We start from the raw sequence: 21,139 nt of genomic DNA on the forward strand, positions 1-21,139 counted from the left end.
ATGATGCCCGGCCGAGGTCAGTATGCGCACCCAAGGCACAACATTGGTGTGGTATCTTGGTAGGCAAAACAAGTATCTCAAACTGTCAGACCTGGGATATTTTCCGTGATTCGGATCTGCTTTTTCAGCAATAATTGCGAAACCACCATCATTGCCGTGTAGACCAGCGCCGATGCGATCAGACCGGCCCAGGCGATACCCGGAATTCCGATCCACCCCGACAGGACGAACGAAAGCGGCAGGTAGACGATGAATGCCGACGCCATGATCTTGAGAAGCGGTTTTGTTCCGGCCAGAACCTGGATCAAAGGATTGAAATGCATTCCGGCCAGGCCGAGACACTCGGCCGCGAACAAGATAGCGAAAAGCAGCGAGGCATCGGCATAGGCCGAACCGGCGGCCAGAACCACGATGAATTTTTGCAGCACGACACCGCCCGCCGCCATGCCCGCGGCGACACATGCCGAGACCATCGTGATGCGGGCGTTCAGCCTGTTTAGGCGGGACGGAGATTCTTCGTTGGACAGTCTCGCGAGTTCGGGAAAGATCACCTGGTTCAAGGGCCCAGTCAGCCGGGACATCATCGTCGCCAGACGCGACGCCACGGAATAGGCGCCGGCGGCAACATCTCCTAAAAGACCGGCGACAAGGAACAAGGCTACATGTCGTCTAGCACTCACCAGGGTCGACAGCACACTGGTCCCGGTGGCCATGACAAGGAATGTCCAAAAGAAACGCCGCCTGGAACGGAACGAAGCGGATTGAATAGTTTGATGTTCTCGCGTCGGGCATAGACAAGCAGCCGGACGAACAGCGCCAGATTGTAGAGCGCACCGATCGCCGCCAACACAGCCACATAGGCGATCAGAGGCGCTTCGATGGCCCAAAGGACGAGCGAGGCAACAACCACGGCAGCCCCCTGGGCGAGTTGATTGCCGGCAATGACGTCGTACCGCCCATTCAGGCGAAGCACGCCTTTGGGGGTGCCCGCGAGGCTGGCCAGCAAGGTGAGACTATAGATCAGCGCCAGAAGCCGATCCTGGTGGGATACGCCGATCGACTCCCCAAACAGCAGGACCCCACCAACCGCCACCGCAGTGGCGACAACGGCCGCCGAAACGTCGAGCGCGATCCCGCATGAAGCTGCCCGGCCAAGGCGCGAGCGGGACCTGGCGGACAGCCTGATGACAGGCTGCCAACTCTCAAACGTAGCGAGGCCGGAGATGAACGTGACATAGGCCTGGATTACGGCGAGGGTGCCAAAATCTCCGGGGCCGAGCGAGCGTGCATTGAGCGCCAACGCGATGACGGAACACAAAGCCGCCACTCCACTTGAGGATGTGGTCATGGTGACGTCCCGAGCGACCCTGCGCGCGCGTATCCATCCAGAAGGTTTGGCTATCGCCGTCATGTCCTCAGCCATGGTCCCGGCGCAGGCCCCGCACTCCCGCTTCCATCGCAGGCGCTTGCGGGAAGCACTTTCGATGGACATACACCAGCCCGAATATGAAAAGCGACACAAGGATGACCCGCTTGGCGGAGATGAACGCGCCGAGCAGTTCCTTGCGCTGGATGTAGAATGTGAGGTGGATGATCGCCACGATCAGACCAGACTTGAGCGTCGCGCTGCGCACGTTGCGGATTATTGCTTCGATGGCGACACAGACCAGGGAAAGAATAATGACGAGCAGCGGAAATCCGGCGTATCCGAAATTTGCATAGAACTCCGCCCAGATATTTGCCGCCACACCGCCACTGTAGCCCGGAAAAAGCAGCGGCTGGACCTGCTCGTTGTAAGTACAGCCATCCTTGCCGAAGACCGCATCCGAAAATGGAATGAAAGAAAGCAGCACCAACCAGAGATTGGAACAAGGCAAGGTGTAGTTATATTTTACGACAAGGTCCAAATGAGCCAATGTCACGAACTGCTCCAACCCGACAAGGGTGGAATCTGACAAATGGTCGAACTTTATTTTTTGGCCGACAAGCTCGAAATTCCCCGCCTTCACCGCGGAGTAGACCGACTTGTACACTGCCAGAAAAAATAATGCTGAAAGCCCGCCAATGACATACCGTTTTCTTATCATCATCAACGGAACATTCCTGTATCTTACATACAGTAAAGATAGGATAGTTATCGCAACTGAGGATCTATGCCCAATATAGAGCGTTAAAATTAGTCCTAGCCAGCTCAGGGCCATAACAAGCTTGGATTTCCTCCATCCAGACAGAGCCCCAAAGACCACGCCGATGATACAAGCATTGTAAAATATATACTGAAACCGACCAGTTGACGATAAAACATCCGCCTTAGACGCGGAGAAAAGTGCCGGGTTCGCAATCGAAATTCCGCCGAAAATAATGATCATCGCGATTATTATCAACGACTCTCCTTGGCTATCTCCCTCAATTTCGAAACTCTGGCGTCTCGGAACGAAGCCAACCATCGCTGCGGCGATGCAAACCATGGAAACGGCGATGGCATACCCCGTGCCCAAATCATATGTAAAATCATACTTCCTTCCGCCAACGTCAACGTACTGAAAGCCGCCGGCAAGAAATGGAACAAAATAAAGTAGGCTCGATATAAGCAAAAGCATTTGCGGCGTAAGCGCAAAGGGTGAAACCAGGTAATCTCTTCTGACGTTCCGCGCCTTCACCCTATTGCCTAGCTCCCAATATCCTCACGCCCGGCGGCTCACAAATCCGGCTGGTATCTGCGGCCCTCCGAATGCCATCCGAGTGCGGTACGGCGGGCGACATGTCGTGCGGAACGGGCCTGCCGACACCTAGACCTCGGCCATGATTACATGGGCCTGAATTTTGGCGGCGACTTCACCGCTGCCGTGTCGGTCTGCGATGGCGGATGCCGCGTAATCGGTTGCAGCTTCCAGTTTTCCAGCTTCCCTGGCCTCGATTTCGGTGCGAAGAACAGTGCCTTGACAGTAGGCAACGGCCGGAAGGCGTGGCGAGGATGCGCGGCTCTGTTCGGCTCTCGTCTCGATCACCACTCGAGAGAAGCCTGCATCCTCTAGGTCGCGACGGATCAGCACCTTGTCGTGATAGCCGTGCGGCGTGCGTGCCAGGAAGCGCGGGGGATCGTCGGGAAAGATCCGTGCCAGAGCGTTGGTCACGTCATCGGCGAACACATTCTCCTCGATGCGATCCCATACATTGAACAAAAACCGTCCGCCGGGCTTCAGGACCCGCCTGGCTTCGCGATAAGCAGACGTGCGGTTCGGAAAGAACATCGCACCGAACTGACAACAGACAAGATCGAAGGCCGCATCTTCAAATGGCAGCGCCATCGCATCCGCTTGGCGCCACTCGATGCGGCTATCAGGAGTTTGTCGCGAAGCAGCGTAGTCGAGCATCGGCTGGTTTAGGTCGGTCACGACATAGCTTGCGTCGGGCGACAGTCTTGGCGCCAATGCGCGGGTGACGACCCCGGTGCCCGCGGCGATTTCCAGGACCGCGCCGGGCGATAGGGCCGCTGCTCGCCGCGCGATATCCGCAGCGAACGGCTCAAAGATCAAAGGCACCATGTAGCGGTCGTAGTTTTCCGGAATTGAGCCCGCGAACAGCTTGTCGGTTTCCAACATGACAATCCCCACCGTCTGCCTGATGACTCGCAAGCTTAACATATAATTGTCTGTTCCTGGTCGTTTTCCGTGCGCTAGCCCTTGGCAGACAATCTCTCCCATAGCGCGCTGTATGCCCTTGCCATCCGCTCAACTGAAAAATCGGAAGCGACGCGGTTGCGGCATGCCTGCTGTCTTGTCTCCCAGGATGGCGAGTCACGGTTTTCCAGAGCCATGTTTGTAATGGCGCGAGAAAGCGCGTCGGGATCCCGGCTCGGAACAACACATCCGGTGTTGCCGACAATCATGCCGATATCGCCGACATCCGTCGCTACGCAAGGCGTACCGCACGCCATGGCTTCGGCGACGACGTTAGGGAATGCCTCGCGCCTCGAGGCAAGGACATGGATGTCGAACGCACTCATGAGAGCAGCGACACCGTCGCTCGGACCAAGCAGCATCACCTTGTCGCGAACGCCGTAACGGTCCAGCAGTCCGGCAAGGTCGGTATTTTCAGGAGAGATTCCGGGGCCGGCGAGAATACATTTGAAAGGGAACTCGGCGCGCGCGGACAGCTTGGCCAAGGCAGCGGCGAGATTCCTGTGATCCTTGTCGGGATGCCAGCGGGCGACGCTTCCGATGACGAATTGGCCTTCATCTATCGACCAGGCCCGACGCAGCCGACTGCGCGCCCTCTCATCCGGCTCGAAGACAGCCAGATCATAACCGTTCGGAATTATCGTCCAGTTCGAAGCCGAGTAACCCGCACTCATATGGCGCCGTGACGCCTGTTGCGAACAGCTCACGATCTGGGTCGGGACCACCCGGGATATCAGCGCGCAGGCCCGGTCCGCCATCCGCGTGGCCAAGGGGGCGACAAGCGGATCCAGACCGGAATTGTGCATTCCCCAAACCACCAGCCGGATACCCGCAAGCCGAGACAGGACGCCTCCAACCAGATTTGCGTGGTACATCCAGCACTGGACGATATCAGGCGGATGGGCTGACAAGACACGCCGAAATGCCGCGAGCCCGCCGAGGCTTAGCCTTCCCTTCGGCATCGACAGACAGGTCAGGGGCACCCCCGCCTCCCGAAGCAGCGGGCCATATTTTCCTTCGTCGGAAAGCGAGACCACTGCGTGCGAATGAGTGTGCTCGGCCATGCAGAGACGGAACAAAGCCGCCTCAGCACCGCCATTGTGCAGCCCGGTGATGACATGCAGGACTTTAATCCGGGAGCTCCTTTCGGGTGGCGCTCGCCAGGCCCATACCCATCGCGAGCAGATACGCGTCAGCCACTTTTTCGACACTGAAATCCTGGGCTCGACGTCTGACATCGGGTGGGCTGACGTCATCGAGGCCGGCCAATATCGCGGCCGCGAAGGCTTGCACGTCGCCCACCGCGACAAGCCGCCCCCACTTGCCGTCCTCCAGGATTTCCGCAGGGCCGCTTTCGCAATTTGTGCTCACCACCCTGGCTCCGCAGGCCATGGCTTCGATAATCGTATTGGGAAAGCCCTCCCTTCGCGACGAATGGAGAAACAGCGCGGCGCGGTGCATCCACGGATACGGATTTTTCGAAAAGCCGACCAGGGCGACCGAGGAACGCAACTCGAGTTCATCGATCATCGTCTGCAGCGACGCGCGCAGCGGCCCTTCCCCAACAATCGCCAGTTTGACGGGTCGTTTCCTTACGACCTGTGAAAAGCTGCTAATCAGAGTGGCATGGTCCTTTGCGAAATCAAGGCGACCGACGGCGACCAGCAGGGACCTGCCGTCCTCGTCCGCGAACGGATGATCGATGGGCGCGCTGGCCTGTGCCTGAATGTGTTCTATATCCAACGGGTTGTGGATCACTTCGACAGAATTCGGGTCGAGCCCGATGCGCCTGATCAGATCGTCCGCAACGCCATGTGAGACGGCTATTATCCTGTCAGCATAACCGTATGTCATTCGCATGAGGAACGGCAGAAATCTCTCACGGATCAGTTTCGTATCCGCAAGGGTCCTGGACAGGTTGCTTCTCTCGGATATGACCGTACGCACCCCTTGCCGTGACAGGAAGGACGACACTATTGCCAGGATGTTCGCGTGAGGCAGCGCCGCCAGCATCACCCGCGGCTGCTCCGCCTTGACGTAGCGAATAAGGCCGGACAGGGAAAACAGCATGCGAGACGCCTGCAGATCCACTATCCTTATCGTGTCGGGAACCAGGGGAAGATATTCACCTATCGCACATCCAAGTACGAGATGCGTCACCAGCCCACGCCGATCGAATTCCCGGGCCAGGGTAAGCATCGCGCGCTCGGTGCCACCTGCCCGCAGCGAGGGGATGAAGACGGCGATCCGGGCATCCGGACCGCCCGGCGACTTTATATCTTTCCTCGTTCGCTTCATCCGGTTCGAAGCCCGGTCGCCGCCATACCGCCTCGTTCGGCTCTAGCTCTCCCGTTGGAAAGCAGGCGCAACCGGAAACGGGCCAGGACCGGCGGAGAATATCTTCGACGGATCACTGTTTTCGCCGAAAGACATAGGCATAGGTCTCCGCCGCATCCTTGCCGAGCAAGAGAGCGGCGATGCCAAGCCAGAGGCGCCAGGCGAGGAAAGCCGGCACGAAGGAATAGAAGTATGAACTTCTCCAGAACAGGCGCCGCTGGACAAGCTCCAGCCCATTTTGCGCCGCGATCCTTTCCACTTCGCTTGGCAGGCATTTGTCATAGAAAGCCGGAAATCCGTCATGACCCCTGCCTTTGTCGGGATAGATGGCAAACAGCAGCCGCCGCTTGATCCTCTCTGGCAAAATCAGGTTCAACCTGGCGAAAACGGCATTGCGTGACGGCGAGAAAATGGCAACCAAACCGCCCGGCTTGACGCAACTGGCGATGCCGCGAAGCGCGCCCTCTCCGTCGCGAACATGTTCCAGGGTCGCCTGGCATATGACCAGATCAGCGTCCTGCCTTCCCTTGAACACGGTAAGGTCCGCCTCGATCTGCTCGTCATAGAGTCCATCGGGGGCCTTGGACAGTTCCTCGGCAGCGAGATCAAGCCCGACCACGACGAGCCCGAGGCACCGCTTCTGCGGCAGGCTGACGAGCGGTCTTGCGCCTCCACCCAGATCGTAGACCAATGTGTCCGGAGACAGCAGCGCCGGCGCGATTTCGGTCGCAAACGTGCTATTGCCGTCCGCGCGAAGGCGTGGCGGCAAAGCCCTGTCAAGATATTCAGAGACCGCCACGTTCGCGCGTACAAACCCCCTCAGCAACGACACTGCCTCCTTATCGGTTCGCGCTATCCCCGCCCAAAATAATCCTGGTACCACTCGACGAACCGCCCCACCCCCTCGGTGACGGAGGTGCGGGGGCGATAGCCGACCGCCGCCTGCAGCGCCGAAGTGTCGGCGAAAGTGTCGGGCACGTCGCCGGCCTGCAGCGGCAGCAGCTCGATCACCGCCTTGCGGCCGAGCGCGTTTTCCAGCGCCTCGACATAGGCGGTCAGCTTCACCGGGTTGTTGTTGCCGATGTTGAAGATGCGCCAGGGCGCGCTGCTGGTCGCCGGATCCGGACGGCAGGAATCCCAGGCCGGGTTGGCCGCGGCGGGGCTGTCGCTGGTACGGATCACGCCCTCGGCGATGTCCTCGACATAGGTGAAGTCGCGCGTGTGGTTGCCGTTGTTGAACAGCTTGATCGGCTCACCGGCCAGGATGTTCCTGGTGAACAGGAACAGCGCCATGTCAGGGCGTCCCCAGGGGCCGTACACGGTGAAGAAGCGCAGCCCCGTGGTCGGCAGGCCAAACAGGTGGCTGTAGCTGTGCGCCATCAGTTCGTTGGCACGCTTGGTGGCGGCGTAGAACTGCAGCGGATGGTCGGCCGGCCGATGCTCGGAAAACGGCATGTCGGTGTTGGCGCCGTAGACGCTCGAGGTGCTGGCATAGGTCAGGTGCCCGACACGGCTGCCGCGGCAGGCCTCGAGCATGTTGGTGTAGGCGATGATGTTGCTCTCGACATAGGCACGCGGGTTTTCCAGGCTGTAGCGCACGCCGGCCTGGGCGGCGAGATGGATCACCCGGTCGAAGCCATGGTCGGCAAAGCAGCCGTCGACCACGCCCCTGTCGGCGAGATCGCCATGGATGAAATGATAGCCGGCATTGGTCTTGCGGCTCGCCTCGTCCAGGAGCCGCAGCCGCACCTGCTTGATTTGCGGGTCGTAGTAATCGTTGATGCTGTCGATGCCGACGACCTCGTCACCGCGCTCCAGGAGCCGCCTGGCGACATGATAGCCTATGAAGCCGGCAGCGCCGGTGACCAATACCTTCATCAGAAGCGCCCGTCCGTAACGTCCCTAGGGAACAGCCCCTTGATGTCGTAGATTACACTGGGGTCCTTGCAAAGCGACTTCAGCCCCGCAACGCCCAAGCTGCGGAACTGCGCGTGTCCGACAGCGACGATGACGCCGTCATAGCGCGCGGCGGGCATCTCCTTCACGCTCGCCGTGCCGAAAGCGCGTGCGCATTCCTGCGCGTCGACCCAAGGGTCCCAGATATCGATGCCGGCATTGTACTGCCTCAGTTGCGCGACGACGTCGACGACCTTGGAATTCCTCAAGTCCGGACAGTTTTCCTTGAAGGCCGCACCCATGACCAGAATCCGGCTGCCAACGACAGGTATGCCCTTGCGCATCATCAGGCGGGCCGTCTGGTCCGCCGCATGCTGGCCCATGCCGTCATTGATGCGGCGCCCGGCAAGAATCACCTCGGGATGATAGCCGAGTTCCTGGGCCTTGTGGGTGAGATAATAAGGATCGACGCCGATGCAGTGCCCGCCGACGAGGCCCGGCGTGAAGCGCAGGAAATTCCATTTGGTGCCGGCCGCCTCCAGCACCTCCGACGTGTCGATGCCCAGCTTGCCGAAGATCAGCGACAGCTCGTTCATCAGGGCGATGTTCAAGTCGCGCTGCGTGTTCTCGATGACCTTGGCGGCCTCGGCCACGGCAATGCTGGAGGCACGATGCGTACCCGCCGGCACGATCGAGGCATAGAGCGCGTCGATGGCCTCCGCCGCCTCTGGCGTGGAACCGCTGGTGACCTTGACGATCGTCTGCAGCCGGTGCTCGCGATCGCCGGGGTTGATGCGCTCTGGACTGTAGCCGAGGAAGAAATCGCTGTTGTAACGCAGCCCGGAATGTTTCTCGATCAGCGGTGCGCAGACTTCCTGCGTGCAGCCGGGATAGACGGTGGATTCAAAGATCACCACCGCGCCCGGGGATATGACCTCGCCGACCGTCGTCGACGCCATGACGAGAGGCTTCAGGTCCGGCCTGTTGGCCCGGTCGATCGGCGTGGGCACGGTAACGATGAAAATTCCGCAGTCGTGCAGATCGGCTTTCTCGCTGGTGAACTTCAGCCCTCTGGCGGCGGCGATTTCCTCCTCGCTGGCTTCTAACGTATGGTCCTCGCCGCGCTTCAGTGCCTCCACGCGCGACGGGTTGATGTCGAAGCCGATCACATCCCTGGTCGCCCCGAAGGCCACAGCCAGCGGCAGACCGACATAGCCAAGTCCGATGACAGCTATTTTCCTTGAGGCGAGATCCATTGCTTCCTGCACGTGCGATCGGATTCAGGCCCTGATTTGGCTATCGCGCACCAAAACCGGTAAACATCGTTTTTATGGTCCTGAGAACGATCAGCACGTCCAACCAAGGTGAGAAGTTCTTTATGTAGTAAAAATCATAGTGCAATTTTTCCATGACATCGCCGACCGCTGCGACATGGCCCTGATTTACTTGTGCCCACCCGCTCACGCCCGGCCTGACGATGTGCCGGTACCGGTAGAACGGCAATTCCGCCTCATACCATTGCGACAGCACGACAGCTTCCGGCCGTGGCCCGATCCAGCTCATCTCACCGCGCAGGATGTTGATGGCCTGCGGCAGCTCGTCGATCCTGAACTTGCGCAGGAAGCTCCCTACCCGCGTGATGCGATCGTCATCCCGTTTGGTGATCGCCTTGTCCTTGTCGCTGCCGGAGCCGGTCTGCTGCCTCATCGAACGAAATTTGTAGACGGTGCAGATCCTGCCCCGGTAGCCCATGCGGGGTTGGCGAAACAGCACGGGGCCTTCCGAGTCCAGCCGGATCGATAGGGCGACCAGCAGCAGAACGGGACAAAGAACCACGACAAGGACAAGCGCGGAGGTCCAGTCGATGGCCTGCTTGATCTTGAGATAAGCCTGGTTCGGATTGAGCGAGCCGAGCGTGTTCTCCGACAGATGTTCGATCTCGACACGACCGGTCAACGATTCGCTGACCTGCTTGACGTGATAGACGGGCGTGCCCGACAGCGCCCGGTCGGCGATGTAGCGCTCCCATTCGGCGCCGAGGTCCGCACGCAAATCGACAACAACGCCGTTAACTCTTTCGATAACGGTGCCGGGCGACTTGAGCCAGAACCAGTGCACGCCCGGCAGGGCCCTGAGGCGCTCGACATTGCCGCCGGGAATGACGGCCAGCCGGTACGGCTCAAGACGCCGGGTCATGAGGCTCAGGCCGAAATACCAGAGCGTGGACTGCGTGAAGCTGGCGGCGGCCTGAAACCGGCTATACTCGAAGCGGAAAAAGAAAATCGTCAAGAAAACAAGACCGTAGGACAGGACGAATGTCGGCAGGATGTAGCTGGCCGCGGCCACGCCCGGAAAATTGCCAATGCGGCGATAGGCAAGAAAGCCGGTAACATGCGCAATGATGGCAGCCGCGACCGTTATCTGCAGATTGGCCGAATAGATCGCGTCCGGATAGGATGCTATCCGGATCAGTGCTGGCGCGATGATCGCGAATGTCAGTCCGCCGATGAGTTGAAAACGAATTCTGAACAGGAAGTGCCGGCTTCCGACAATCGTTGATGTTGCGACATTCAACTTCTTCCCCTTCCCCCGAAAGGTGCCCGTGTCGGCAATCGCCACTACACTTGGCAGGCCGTTCCTTCGCAAAGCGAACCGGACCCCTCACCATTGGCGATTCGACTCAGTCGAAGATCAAGAGCTACGCCAGTGCGACCTCACCAGCAAGCATCTATTTAGCGGGAACAGTTGGCAGAAGTTCTGATCGGCAGCATTGCTGCATTGCAATTTAAAAGCCGCGGCTAATGTCCCGGCTTATTCTCCAATCCTTGAGAAACCTGCCGAACCCTCAGCCGATATATAGAGGTGATGTCTTTGGTGCCGACCAAGCGCCCATGCCAAATCGGCCAACCGCCTGGCCAGATCGCCATCGATGGCCGGTCCGGGCCCGATGCAGCCAAGCGAAATCAAAAAGCCGTCCGGATTCAACCGTTTGCCGATACAGGTTCGAACTTCGACTTTCGCCCGCTGCGCTTGTGGACGCTGGACAATTCCCCGGTTCGCTTCACAATGCGATCAAAAGCGCACCGTGAAAAGCGTGATGGAGGAACCCGGCATGCTGGGACTGATGCAGGAATGGCCGCTGCTGTGCCACAAGCTGATCGACAACGCCGAGCGGCAGCATGGTGCGCGGGAGATCGTGTCGCGTTCGGTCGAGGGGCCGATCGTGCGCACCACCTATGCCGACCTTCATCGTCGTTCCCTCAAGGTCGCCCAGCGCCTGGAGCGCGACGGTTTTGCCTTGGGCGACCGCATCGCCACCCTGGCCTGGAACACCGCCCGCCACATCGAGGCCTGGTACGGCATCATGGGCATCGGTGCTATCTACCACACCCTCAATCCGCGCCTGTTTCCCGAACAGATCGTCTGGATCATGAACCACGCCGAGGACAAGGCCGTCTTCGTCGACCTCACCTTCATCCCGTTGCTCGAGAAGATTGCCGGTGCCGTCAAATCGCTGAAGAAGGTAATCGTGCTCACCGACAAGGCGCACATGCCGCAAACGACCCTGCCCGACGCCGTCGCCTATGAGGAGTGGCTCGGAGAGGTCGATGGCGATTTCGCCTGGAGGAGCTTCGACGAAGGCACCGCCGCCGGCATGTGCTACACGTCGGGCACGACGGGCGATCCCAAGGGCGTCGTCTACAGTCATCGCTCGAACGTGCTGCACGCCATGATCGCGGCCATGCCCGACGCCATGGGCCTGTCATCGCGCGACACGATTCTGCCGGTGGTGCCGATGTTCCACGCCAATGCCTGGGGTCTTGGCCAGAGCGGCCCGATGATCGGCGCCAAGCTGGTCATGCCCGGCTGCAAGATGGACGGCGCCTCGATCTATGAATTGCTCGATCAGGAAAAGGTGACGTTCAGCGCCGCCGTGCCGACCGTGTGGATGATGCTGCTGCAATATCTGGAGGAGACTGGCAAGACGCTTCCCCATCTGGGCAAGGTCGTGATCGGCGGCTCGTCGTGCCCGCGCGCGATCATGACGAAATTCCAGGACGATTACGGTGTCCAGGTCATCCATGCTTGGGGCATGACCGAAATGTCGCCGCTCGGCACGCTGTGCACCTTGAAGCCGGACTATGCCGGCCTCGAAGGCGAGGCTCGGCTCGACGTCCAGAGCAAGCAGGGTTACCCGCCTTTCGGCGTCGAAATGAAGGTGACCGATGACGAGAACAATCCGCAGCCTTGGGACGGCAAAACGTTCGGCCGGCTGAAGGTGCGCGGGCCGGCCGTCGCCCGCGCCTATTATGGCGGTGCGGGCGCGGAGCAGTTCGACGTGGACGGCTGGTTCGACACTGGAGACGTCGCCCATATCGATGCCGGCGGCTACATGCAGATCACCGACCGTGCCAAGGACGTCATCAAGTCCGGCGGCGAATGGATTTCGACCATCGACCTGGAGAATCTGGCCGTTGGCCATCCCGATGTGGCGGAAGCCGCGGCCATCGGCGTCAAGCATTCGAAATGGGGCGAGCGGCCTCTGCTGGTCGTCGTTGCCAAGCCGGGCAAGGAACCGACCAAGGCCGGGATTCTCGATTTCATGGATGGCAAGGTGGCCAAATGGTGGATGCCGGACGACGTCGCTTTCGTCGGTGAGATACCGCATACCGCCACAGGCAAGATCCAGAAGATCACCTTGCGTCAGCAGTTCAGGGACTATCGCTTGCCGACGGATTGAGAGGATGTTGCGTGTTTCCGCAAAAAGGCACTAAACCTCCATCCGGGTTGGGGCAGCGTAGAGAATAATGGTTAGCATTCCCGAACGGCAAACGTCGAAAGCTGCCGGCTGGTCGCGGGGTACGGGCGCCTTTTCGGCGGTGCTTTTGCTGACGAACTTTGTCGGCCATAGGCTCGGCCTCGTCCAAACGCCGGTCTTCCTGTGGGTACTGGGCATTGCTGCCCTGCTGGCGGCGCTGGCGCTGCTGTTTGCCGGCCTGGCCTTTGCGAGGCTGTGGAATTTCGGTGACCGTGGTGGCCGTGATCTCACCGTCGGCGCCTTGCTGGCGCTGCTGGTGCTCACCCCGTACGGCGTTGCCGCCTACTGGGCGACGATCTATCCGCCGCTGCGGGATATTTCGACCGATTTCGATGAACCGCCCGCGCTCGATGTCAGCGACCGGACCAAGGACATGAACGCAGTGTCCCCGTCGACGCCGGGTGAGCAGACGTTGCAGACGGACAGCTATCCATTGGTCACCGCACGCAGCTACGACCTGCCGTTCGAGACCGTCGTCAATGCCGTTGAAACCGTGCTCGACCGGCGCGGCTGGGACCTTTCGGAGCCTTATCCCGAACTCGCCGGACAGACGGAGGTGACAATCACTGCCGTCGCCTCGAGTTTCGTTCTTGGCCTTCCCGCGGACGTCGCCATTCGCGTCACGGATGACGGCGACACGGTCATCGTCGACATGCGCTCCGCCTCGCGTTACGGCCGCCATGACCTTGGCGACAATGCCGCGCGCATCACTGAATTCCTCACGGAACTGGATCAGGAAGTCGCCGGCCAGATCGGCGCGGCGCCGGCACAATAGCCATTTTTCGAGCAAATCGCGCGTCGCGACGATGATTGGTGAACGGGTGGGCGGCGGCAGGGCTATCGGCCAGGCGTGAAAATGCCATCTATGGCGGGAGCGGCGTCCGTCGCCACCACGCCGCGCGCCACCAGGTCCTCCAGATGGGCAAGCACCGACAGGCCGGCGGCGCCGTGCAGCCGGGGATCGGTATCCCTGTAGATCGCCTTGACCATGTCGGGGATTGTCCTGTCGCCGGCCCTGATCCGTTCCAATATGGCTCGTTCGCGCATCTTGCGATGGGTCTTCAGCCCGCGCATGAAAGCGCGCGGCGCCATCACCGGTCCCCCATGGCCAGGCAGCAGCAGCCGGTCGCCGCGCTCGATCAGGCGGTCCAGCGATGCCATGTAGTCGGCCATTGCCCCGTCCGGCGGCGCGACGATCGAGGTTGCCCAGCCCATGACGTGATCGGCTGAAAACAGGATGCCGGTGCCTTCCAGCGCGAATGCGGCATGGTTGGCGGTATGGCCGGGCGTCAGGACGGTCAGGATCGCCCAGCCGTCGCCGCTGACCAGCTCGCCGTCCGCCAAGGCGATGTCGGGAACGAAAGCGGTGTCGGCGCTGGCGTCGAGCGCATTGGTTTCGCCAATGTGCAAGGGCCTCGCCGGCCGGTGCGGTCCCTCCGCCAGCACTTGGGCGCCGGTGCGCTCCTTCAACCGGGCCGCCAGCGGAGAATGGTCGCGATGCGTGTGGCTGACGAAAATGTGGCTCACCGGCCGGCCCGCGATCACGTCGAGCAAGGTCTGAAGATGCGCCTCGTCATCGGGCCCCGGATCGATCACCGCCAGCGTATCGTGGCCCACGACGTAGCTGTTGGTGCCATGGAAAGTGAAGGGACTGGGATTAGGGGCCGTGACGCGTTGCACGTCGGGGGCCACGCTTACACCTTGGCCGTAAGCAGGGTCGAAGCTGGTATCGAATTTGAGAGCCATGTCGGCGCATTGTTCCCGGAACGCAAAACCGATTGCCGCATAGCACGCAAGCCAATATAGGAAAATGCAAGACCGCGATTTCTGGTTCGCGGCAAGTTTGGATTGGGGAAGACCATGACAACCGCAACGACGACGCGCCCGCTTGTTTTCCTGGCCTTGCCGCAGGAAGGTGCCGCGCGACTGGCAACGCAGTTTTTGCTGGCGATCACTGGGACGCTGCTTTTGACGCTTTCGGCCAAGACCAAGGTGATCCTCGGGCCTGTCGACCTCTCGATGCAGACGCTCGCCGTCCTGCTGATCGCCGCCGCCTTCGGCATGCGGCTCGGCGTCGCCACCCTGCTGCTCTACATGGCGGAAGGCGCCATGGGCTTCCCGGTCTTCCAGGGCACGCCGGAAAAAGGCATCGGCATTGCTTATATGCTCGGCTCGACCGGCGGCTATCTCGCCGGCTTCGTGGTCATGGCGGCGATTGTCGGCTGGGCCGCCGACCGCGGCTGGGACCGTCATCCGATCAAGCTTTTCAACGCCATGCTGGTTGCCGAAGGGGTGATGATGGCGATGGGTTTTGCCTGGCTGGCGCTGCTCATCGGTCCGGAAAAATCCTGGCAGTTCGGCGTCGTGCCGTTCATCGTCGGCGATCTCATCAAGGTCGCGCTCGCGGCCAGCCTCGTGCCGGCCGTCTGGTCGTTGCTGAAGCGCTCCTGAAATTTGGGGGTCCCTGCCGCCGATCGAATGGCAGGAGCTTCAAATAGATTCCATCGGCGCAAACTCCTCGTGATCGGACCAACAGCAAAAAGTGCCATAATCCGGCCATCGTCGGTGTTAAGCTTCGTTAACGGGCAAAGGGGTGCGATTGGCGACTGAAAGAGGTTCGCATGGACGCGCTCGACGATAAGGTTCTCGAGAGTACGCTTGCCGAAAGCCTGGCCGATCTGGTGCCGGACGAAAAGACCGTTTCCGAAGACGAGTTCGTCGAAGTTGTCGGCGGCGCGCTCGAAGCCGTCGGCGGCACACTGCTGTTCAAGATGTGCGTCCAGAACGAAGGCGAAGGCCAGCACGTCGCGGCGGCATCCGTCGGTGATGGCGGCAATCGCCAGTTCCTTCTGCTCACCTTGCCGACCGTCGGAGGGGCGCTGAAGGTCGAGACGATCTCGAGAAGCAGCAACCCGGTGGCGGGCATCGCGGCCGCCTATGCCGGGCTGATGGACGCCTTCAAAACCGCTGCCTGATTTTCCGCTGCCACGCCAAGGCCAGTCTTGCGCCACGCACGGGGCGCTTGGTGTCTGGTTGTTCGTGACCACGGGCCTTGTTCTATCCGGTCGCCCACCACACCTAAGGTCGGGGCAAGGAGAACCAGCATGGACAAGATCGCCAACCCGGCACCCGGCTTCCAGCGCAATCCCGACAAGATCATCACGATAGAGCCCTATTCCGGCACCGTCACAATCCGCGCCGGCAGTACGGTCATCGCTTCTTCCGCCAAGGCGAAAGTGCTGACGGAGGCCCCCTACCCCGCCGCCTTCTACATTCCGTTCGCCGACATCGATTTCGACAAGCTCAGCCGAACGGATCATGCGACGCACTGCCCCTACAAGGGTGATGCCAGCTATTGGAGCGTGCTGCCGGCGGGCGAAGCGGGCAAGGACGCGATGTGGGCCTATCGACGGCCCTTCGACGAGATGACCGACATCCGCGACCACGGCGCGTTCTACGCCAGCAAGGTCAGCATCGAGGCCAAGCCGGACTGAACGCTTCGGCTTGAAGACACTCAGGGGCATTGATATTCGGGTGATGCCGGCCCTTAGTCGGTGGTGCCGTGATTACCCGTTCCGTCGGCATCGTCGAGGCGCACGAAGGTCATGCCCTTGTCCTTGAGCGCCAGCAGGCCCTGAACCACGCCCTCGCCGGCGGCATGGGTCGGCTGATTGATGTGGGAGATGATGACATCACCGTCCTTGGCGGCGGCGATGCGCCTGGCCGTTTCCTTGGCGCCGAGCAGCGAGCCACCGTCGCCATTGATCGAGAAGCCGGCAATCTTGAAGCCGAGTTTGCGGATCATCGCAATGGCCGAGGGACTGTATTCGGCTGTTGCGCCACGGAACCATTTCGGCGCCGGTTCGCCGGTCGTGGCCAGAGCCGCGGCCCCCGATTCGACTTCGGCAAGGACTGCTTCCGGGCTGCCGGCGCTGCGTATGCCATAGATCTTCTGTGGCGTGTCGACCGCCGGGATATGCCGGCCACCGTGATTTTCCAGCTCGAACAGGTCGGGATGCGCCCGCATGATCGCGACGGCCTCGGCGTTGCGCTTCAGCCAGATGCCGGTGACGAAAATGGTAGCCGGTATCTTGTTGTCCACCAACGCCGAGAGAATGCGCGTGTCGGTCTTGCCGCCGCAGGCATCGAGCGTGAGTGCAACGCGACCGGTTCCGCTTGCAGCCGGCTTGATGTGCAGCGTGGGTTCGACCAGCGGCGTGGCATGGGCGCTGGATATCAGCGCCACCGACATGGCGATCGTGCAGAGATGTTTTTGCGGCAAATGCATCGAACCAAGTTCCCGACCGGCGGTTTCAAGCCGACATCCCAAGACCCGCATGAAGGCGGAAATCGGACGAGGGATAGCAGAAAAACGCCTGGCGCGGCAATTTGACCTCCCACTTGGTCGACGAGCCGTTCAGCGACAGTCTTGCCGTTCCATCGCCCTCAGACAGCGCGTTCATTTTTCAGCTCGGTGCGCGCGAGAATTTCGCGCGCCGCTTCGACAACCGGCTTCACCTCCAGGCGCCAAACGCAGCACGCCTTGCTGGGATCGGTTCGGCGACACAAATCCTTGGCCACGCAGTCACATGGCATTGACGGCCGAAGCGCGATGCTGGGCACGCCGACAGGTCCCCAGCGTGACGGATGCGTCAGGCCGAAAAGGCCGACAACCGGGGTGCCGGCGGCAGCGGCCATATGCATCGGCCCGCTTTCATTGCCCACAAACAGCCGAGCCTGTTCCAGGACGGCCAGCAGGGTCTCGAGCGACAGCGCTCCGACCAGGTCCACCACCGGCGTCGCCGTCTCGGCAACGATCCGCGCGGCGGTTTCACCTTCGCCCGGCCCTCCCACCAGGACGATGCCCAGTCCGGTTTCGGCCGCAATCTGGTCAATCGCCTCGGCAAACCGTTCCGGCTGCCACTGCCGGCCCTTGAAACTCGCGCCTGCGTGGACAGCGACGAAGGCGTTCGGACGGATGTGGTGCGTGCCCAGAAGCGCCAAGGCTTTCGCGGCCTCGAATGGCGGCGGCTGGAGGCTCGGTACCGTCACCCGCAGATCGATGCCGAGCGCTTCAAGAGGGGAGAGATAGCGATAAACAAAATGCTGGCCGCCAAACCCGAATGGTTTGGCAAACACATTGGCGGGCTGCCGCTCCAGCAGCTTCAGAGGCCTTTCCGGGGGATTGTAGCCGACGCGCGTCTTTGCGTTGACCAAGCCGCTGATAAGCCGAGAGGTCTTCGAATCGGTCAGGTCGATCGTCAAATCGAAGCAGAAGCCGCGCAGCGCCTTCACCGTTGCGTAGAGCTCTTTTCCGCGCTCCAGCGGGGTGCCCCGCGCGCGAGCCCGCCTGAACGGAACCACCTCCGAAGCGATGCCATGCGCAATCACGAAGCTCTCCAAGTGCGCCTCGCAGAGGAACACGATCCTGGCACCGGGGAATTCGAGCCGAAGGTTCCTGGCGAGGGTCGAAGCGAGGACGATATCGCCTATGAACTTCGTTTGAATGATCAGGATCGAGCGGAACGGAGCGGGTGAAATCTGCAACATATGTTTCCGGAGACGTTTGGCGATCATCACGAAATTGGTCAGAAACAATGGCGGGATTGCGCGATACCTCTAGCACGTTCGCGTGAGTTTTCATACAAAACCGTAAGCTCGGACCGGTCTATCCACGCCCCGTGGTCGTCTGCACTGCAGCCTGCGCCGCTGCCAGTCTGGCGATCGGCACGCGGTAGGGCGAGCAGGAGACATAGTCGAGCCCGACCTCCTCGCAGAAGCGGATCGACGAGGGATCGCCGCCATGTTCGCCGCAGATGCCGAGCTTGATGTCGGGTCGCGTCGCCCTGCCCTTCTGCGCCGCCATGCGCACCAGTTCGCCGACGCCCTCAATGTCGAGCGAAACGAACGGATCCTGCTCGATGATGCCTTTCTGGCGATACGTCTCCAGGAAGGAGGCGGCATCGTCGCGCGAGATGCCGAAGGTGGTCTGGGTGAGGTCGTTGGTGCCGAAGGAGAAGAACTCGGCCGACTCGGCAATGACATGGGCGCGGATCGCCGCGCGGGGAAGCTCAATCATGGTCCCAGTCAGGTAATCGATGTTGACGCCGCTCTCGTCCATGACGCTCTTGGCGACGGCGTCGATGCGTGCCTTCACAAAATCGAGTTCCTTCGCCAGACCGACCAGCGGCACCATGATCTCGGGGACGACCAGCGCGCCGGCTTTCTTGCCGGCCTCGACTGCCGCCTCGAAAATGGCGCGCGCCTGCATCTCGGCGATCTCGGGGTAGGAGACGGCGAGCCGGCAGCCGCGATGGCCTAGCATCGGATTGAACTCGTGCAGGGCCTCGGTGCGCTGCCTGAGCTTGTCTGCCGACACGTTCATGGCGGCCGCGACTTCGGCGACTTCCGCTTCGGTCTTGGGCAGGAATTCGTGCAGCGGCGGATCGAGCAGGCGGATCGTCACCGGCAGGCCGGCCATGATCTCGAACAGCTCCAGGAAATCCGAGCGCTGCATGGGCAGAAGCTTGGCCAGCGCCGCGCGGCGGTCCTTCTCGGTGTCGGCCAGGATCATCTCGCGCATGGCGACGATGCGGGCGCCGTCGAAGAACATGTGCTCGGTGCGGCATAGCCCGATGCCCTCGGCGCCGAAGGAGCGCGCCATGCGGGCATCGAGCGGCGTTTCGGCATTGGTGCGCACCTTCATGCGGCGTACCGCGTCCGCCCATTCCATGATGGCGGCGAAATCGCCGGACAATTCCGGCTGCAGCATCGCCACGGCGCCCTTGAGCACCTGGCCGTTGCCCCCATCGATGGTGATGATGTCGCCCTTGCGGAAGGTCTGCCCCATCGAGACCAGCGTGCCTGCCTTGTAGTCGACGCGCAGCGAGCCGGCTCCGGACACGCAAGGCTTGCCCATGCCGCGCGCGACGACCGCGGCGTGGCTGGTCATGCCGCCGCGCGTGGTCAGGATGCCTTCGGCCGCATGCATGCCATGGATATCTTCCGGACTGGTCTCGATACGCACCAGGATCGCCTTGCGCCCCTGCGTCTTCAGATCCTCGGCATCGCCGGAAGAAAAGACGATCTCGCCGGTGGCAGCCCCCGGAGACGCCGGCAGCCCGACGCCGATGATGTCTCGTGCGGCCTTCGGGTCGATGGTCGGGTGGAGCAATTGGTCAAGAGAAGCAGGATCGATGCGTGCGACGGCTTCTTGCTTCGTGATCAGGCCGTCCCTTGCCATTTCAACCGCGATCCTGAGCGCCGCCTTGGCGGTCCGCTTGCCGGACCGGGTCTGCAGCATCCACAATTTACCGCGCTCGATGGTGAATTCGAGATCCTGCATGTCGCGGTAGTGCTTTTCCAGGCTGTCGGAGATGGTGACGAAGGACTGGAAGGCATCCGGCATCAGCTTCTGCAGCGAAGGCTTGTCGGAACCGGCCGCGATGCGCGCCGCCTCGGTGATGTTCTGCGGCGTGCGGATGCCGGCGACGACATCCTCGCCCTGCGCATTCACCAGGAACTCTCCATAAAGCATTTTTTCACCGGTCGAGGGGTTGCGGGTGAAGGCAACGCCGGTGGCCGAGGTCTCGCCCATATTGCCAAACACCATGGCCTGGACATTGACCGCCGTGCCCCAGCTTTCCGGGATATCGTGCAGACGCCGGTAGGTGATGGCCCGGTTGTTCATCCAGCTTGAAAACACCGCGCCGATCGCGCCCCAGAGTTGCTCGTGCGGATCCTGCGGGAACGGCCTGCCGAGTTCCTCCTCGACCTTGGCCTTGTAGAGCGCGATGACGCCTTGCCATTCGATCGCCGTCAGTTCGGTATCGAGCTCGTGGCCGAGGCTGGCTTTCTGGTCTTCCAGGATTTCCTCGAACACCTCGTGATCGAGGCCCATGACGACATCGGAATACATCTGGATGAAACGGCGGTAGCTGTCATAGGCAAAGCGCGCATCGCCGGAATCGGCGGCCAGCGCCTCGACTGTCTCGTCGTTCAATCCGAGATTGAGCACGGTGTCCATCATGCCGGGCATCGACGCCCGGGCGCCGGAACGCACCGAAACCAGGAGCAGCTTCGACGGGTCGCCGAACCGGCGGCCAGTCAGCCGGCCGATATGGTCGAGGGCGACTGCGACATCAGCCTCCAATCCCGCCGGGTGGGTGCGACCGTTGGCATAATAGGCATTGCAGACCTCGGTGGTGATCGTAAAGCCCGGCGGCACTGGCAGCCCCAGGCTGCACATCTCGGCCAGGTTGGCGCCCTTTCCGCCCAGCAGATTCTTGTCGCTGGCACGGCCTTCCGCCGCACCATCGCCAAAGGTGAAAACCCATTTGGTCATGCTTGCTCTCCGGTTGCAGGAGATTGGAAAGATTGGCGAAACGCAAAGTTCCATCCGTGCCCG

20 protein-coding genes are annotated in these 21,139 nt (G+C 61.3%); 5 read left to right on the plus strand and 15 right to left on the minus strand.

Features of this window, described 5'->3' with window-relative positions:
• Positions 1-77: 77 nt before the first annotated feature.
• The 10 genes from LB524_RS10940 to LB524_RS10985 form a co-directional block, all read right to left on the minus strand.
• Complete coding sequence (locus LB524_RS10940) at positions 78-713, minus strand: lipopolysaccharide biosynthesis protein (RefSeq protein ID WP_224526034.1); 636 nt, start codon at positions 711-713, stop codon at positions 78-80.
• Positions 677-1,492, minus strand: coding sequence for a lipopolysaccharide biosynthesis protein (locus LB524_RS10945; protein WP_318012224.1), 816 nt, complete (start codon positions 1,490-1,492; stop codon positions 677-679). The genes LB524_RS10940 and LB524_RS10945 overlap by 37 nt, the downstream gene beginning before the upstream one ends.
• Positions 1,416-2,660 (minus strand): hypothetical protein, encoded by a 1,245-nt coding sequence (locus LB524_RS10950; RefSeq protein WP_224526035.1) that lies wholly within the window; start codon positions 2,658-2,660, stop codon positions 1,416-1,418. Before LB524_RS10950 ends, LB524_RS10945 begins: the two co-directional genes overlap by 77 nt.
• Positions 2,661-2,789: 129 nt before the next feature.
• Entirely contained in the window at positions 2,790-3,602 is an 813-nt protein-coding gene (locus LB524_RS10955; RefSeq protein ID WP_041163501.1) for a class I SAM-dependent methyltransferase, read from the minus strand.
• 74 nt (positions 3,603-3,676) lie between these two features.
• Complete coding sequence (locus LB524_RS10960) at positions 3,677-4,918, minus strand: glycosyltransferase (protein WP_140717751.1); 1,242 nt, start codon at positions 4,916-4,918, stop codon at positions 3,677-3,679.
• The gene (locus LB524_RS10965; RefSeq protein ID WP_140726519.1) at positions 4,809-5,978 is read right to left on the minus strand and encodes a glycosyltransferase; all 1,170 of its coding nucleotides are present in this window, start codon (positions 5,976-5,978) and stop codon (positions 4,809-4,811) included. Before LB524_RS10965 ends, LB524_RS10960 begins: the two co-directional genes overlap by 110 nt.
• Positions 5,979-6,090: 112 nt before the next feature.
• Positions 6,091-6,786, minus strand: a complete 696-nt coding sequence (locus LB524_RS10970) for a class I SAM-dependent methyltransferase (protein WP_181173065.1) — start codon at positions 6,784-6,786, stop codon at positions 6,091-6,093.
• A gap of 83 nt (positions 6,787-6,869) precedes the next feature.
• Positions 6,870-7,895: an NAD-dependent epimerase gene (locus LB524_RS10975; protein ID WP_224526040.1), complete on the minus strand. Its 1,026-nt coding sequence runs from the start codon at positions 7,893-7,895 to the stop codon at positions 6,870-6,872.
• Positions 7,895-9,169, minus strand: a complete 1,275-nt coding sequence (locus tag LB524_RS10980; protein ID WP_015318742.1) for a nucleotide sugar dehydrogenase — start codon at positions 9,167-9,169, stop codon at positions 7,895-7,897. Before LB524_RS10980 ends, LB524_RS10975 begins: the two co-directional genes overlap by 1 nt.
• A gap of 40 nt (positions 9,170-9,209) precedes the next feature.
• A complete protein-coding gene (locus tag LB524_RS10985) occupies positions 9,210-10,487 on the minus strand; it encodes a sugar transferase (RefSeq protein WP_224526043.1) in 1,278 nt (425 codons plus the stop codon).
• A gap of 538 nt (positions 10,488-11,025) precedes the next feature.
• Between LB524_RS10985 and LB524_RS10990 the strand changes: the two genes are divergently transcribed.
• Together LB524_RS10990 and LB524_RS10995 are read left to right on the plus strand one after the other, a co-directional pair.
• Complete coding sequence (locus tag LB524_RS10990; protein WP_224526047.1) at positions 11,026-12,654, plus strand: fatty-acid--CoA ligase; 1,629 nt, start codon at positions 11,026-11,028, stop codon at positions 12,652-12,654.
• A 67-nt stretch (positions 12,655-12,721) separates the two neighbouring features.
• Complete coding sequence (locus tag LB524_RS10995; protein WP_140618702.1) at positions 12,722-13,507, plus strand: DUF1499 domain-containing protein; 786 nt, start codon at positions 12,722-12,724, stop codon at positions 13,505-13,507.
• A gap of 62 nt (positions 13,508-13,569) precedes the next feature.
• Here LB524_RS10995 and LB524_RS11000 read toward each other — a convergent pair whose 3' ends face one another.
• Complete coding sequence (locus tag LB524_RS11000; protein WP_224526050.1) at positions 13,570-14,478, minus strand: MBL fold metallo-hydrolase; 909 nt, start codon at positions 14,476-14,478, stop codon at positions 13,570-13,572.
• A 114-nt stretch (positions 14,479-14,592) separates the two neighbouring features.
• On the opposite strand from LB524_RS11000, the gene LB524_RS11005 reads away from it, so the two are divergent.
• The 3 genes from LB524_RS11005 (at position 14,593) to LB524_RS11015 (ending at position 16,226) form a co-directional block, all read left to right on the plus strand.
• Positions 14,593-15,183 (plus strand): biotin transporter BioY, encoded by a 591-nt coding sequence (locus LB524_RS11005; RefSeq protein ID WP_140663256.1) that lies wholly within the window; start codon positions 14,593-14,595, stop codon positions 15,181-15,183.
• 170 nt (positions 15,184-15,353) lie between these two features.
• On the plus strand, positions 15,354-15,707 hold the full coding sequence (locus LB524_RS11010; RefSeq protein WP_015318748.1) for a hypothetical protein: 354 nt from the start codon (positions 15,354-15,356) through the stop codon (positions 15,705-15,707).
• A 129-nt stretch (positions 15,708-15,836) separates the two neighbouring features.
• The gene (locus LB524_RS11015; protein WP_224526053.1) at positions 15,837-16,226 is read left to right on the plus strand and encodes a DUF427 domain-containing protein; all 390 of its coding nucleotides are present in this window, start codon (positions 15,837-15,839) and stop codon (positions 16,224-16,226) included.
• A 53-nt stretch (positions 16,227-16,279) separates the two neighbouring features.
• Here LB524_RS11015 and LB524_RS11020 read toward each other — a convergent pair whose 3' ends face one another.
• The 4 genes from LB524_RS11020 to ppdK form a co-directional block, all read right to left on the minus strand.
• On the minus strand, positions 16,280-17,020 hold the full coding sequence (locus LB524_RS11020) for a polysaccharide deacetylase family protein (protein WP_224526060.1): 741 nt from the start codon (positions 17,018-17,020) through the stop codon (positions 16,280-16,282).
• 25 nt (positions 17,021-17,045) lie between these two features.
• A complete protein-coding gene (locus tag LB524_RS11025) occupies positions 17,046-17,195 on the minus strand; it encodes a hypothetical protein (protein WP_015318751.1) in 150 nt (49 codons plus the stop codon).
• Positions 17,179-18,330, minus strand: a complete 1,152-nt coding sequence (locus LB524_RS11030; protein WP_224526061.1) for a glycosyltransferase family 9 protein — start codon at positions 18,328-18,330, stop codon at positions 17,179-17,181. Before LB524_RS11030 ends, LB524_RS11025 begins: the two co-directional genes overlap by 17 nt.
• Positions 18,331-18,400: 70 nt before the next feature.
• Positions 18,401-21,076 (minus strand): pyruvate, phosphate dikinase, encoded by a 2,676-nt coding sequence (gene ppdK / locus LB524_RS11035; protein ID WP_224526062.1) that lies wholly within the window; start codon positions 21,074-21,076, stop codon positions 18,401-18,403.
• Positions 21,077-21,139 lie beyond the last annotated feature (63 nt).

Source organism: Mesorhizobium sp. ESP6-5, assembly GCF_020164695.1.
Classification (GTDB): Bacteria; Pseudomonadota; Alphaproteobacteria; order Rhizobiales; family Rhizobiaceae; genus Mesorhizobium; species Mesorhizobium australicum.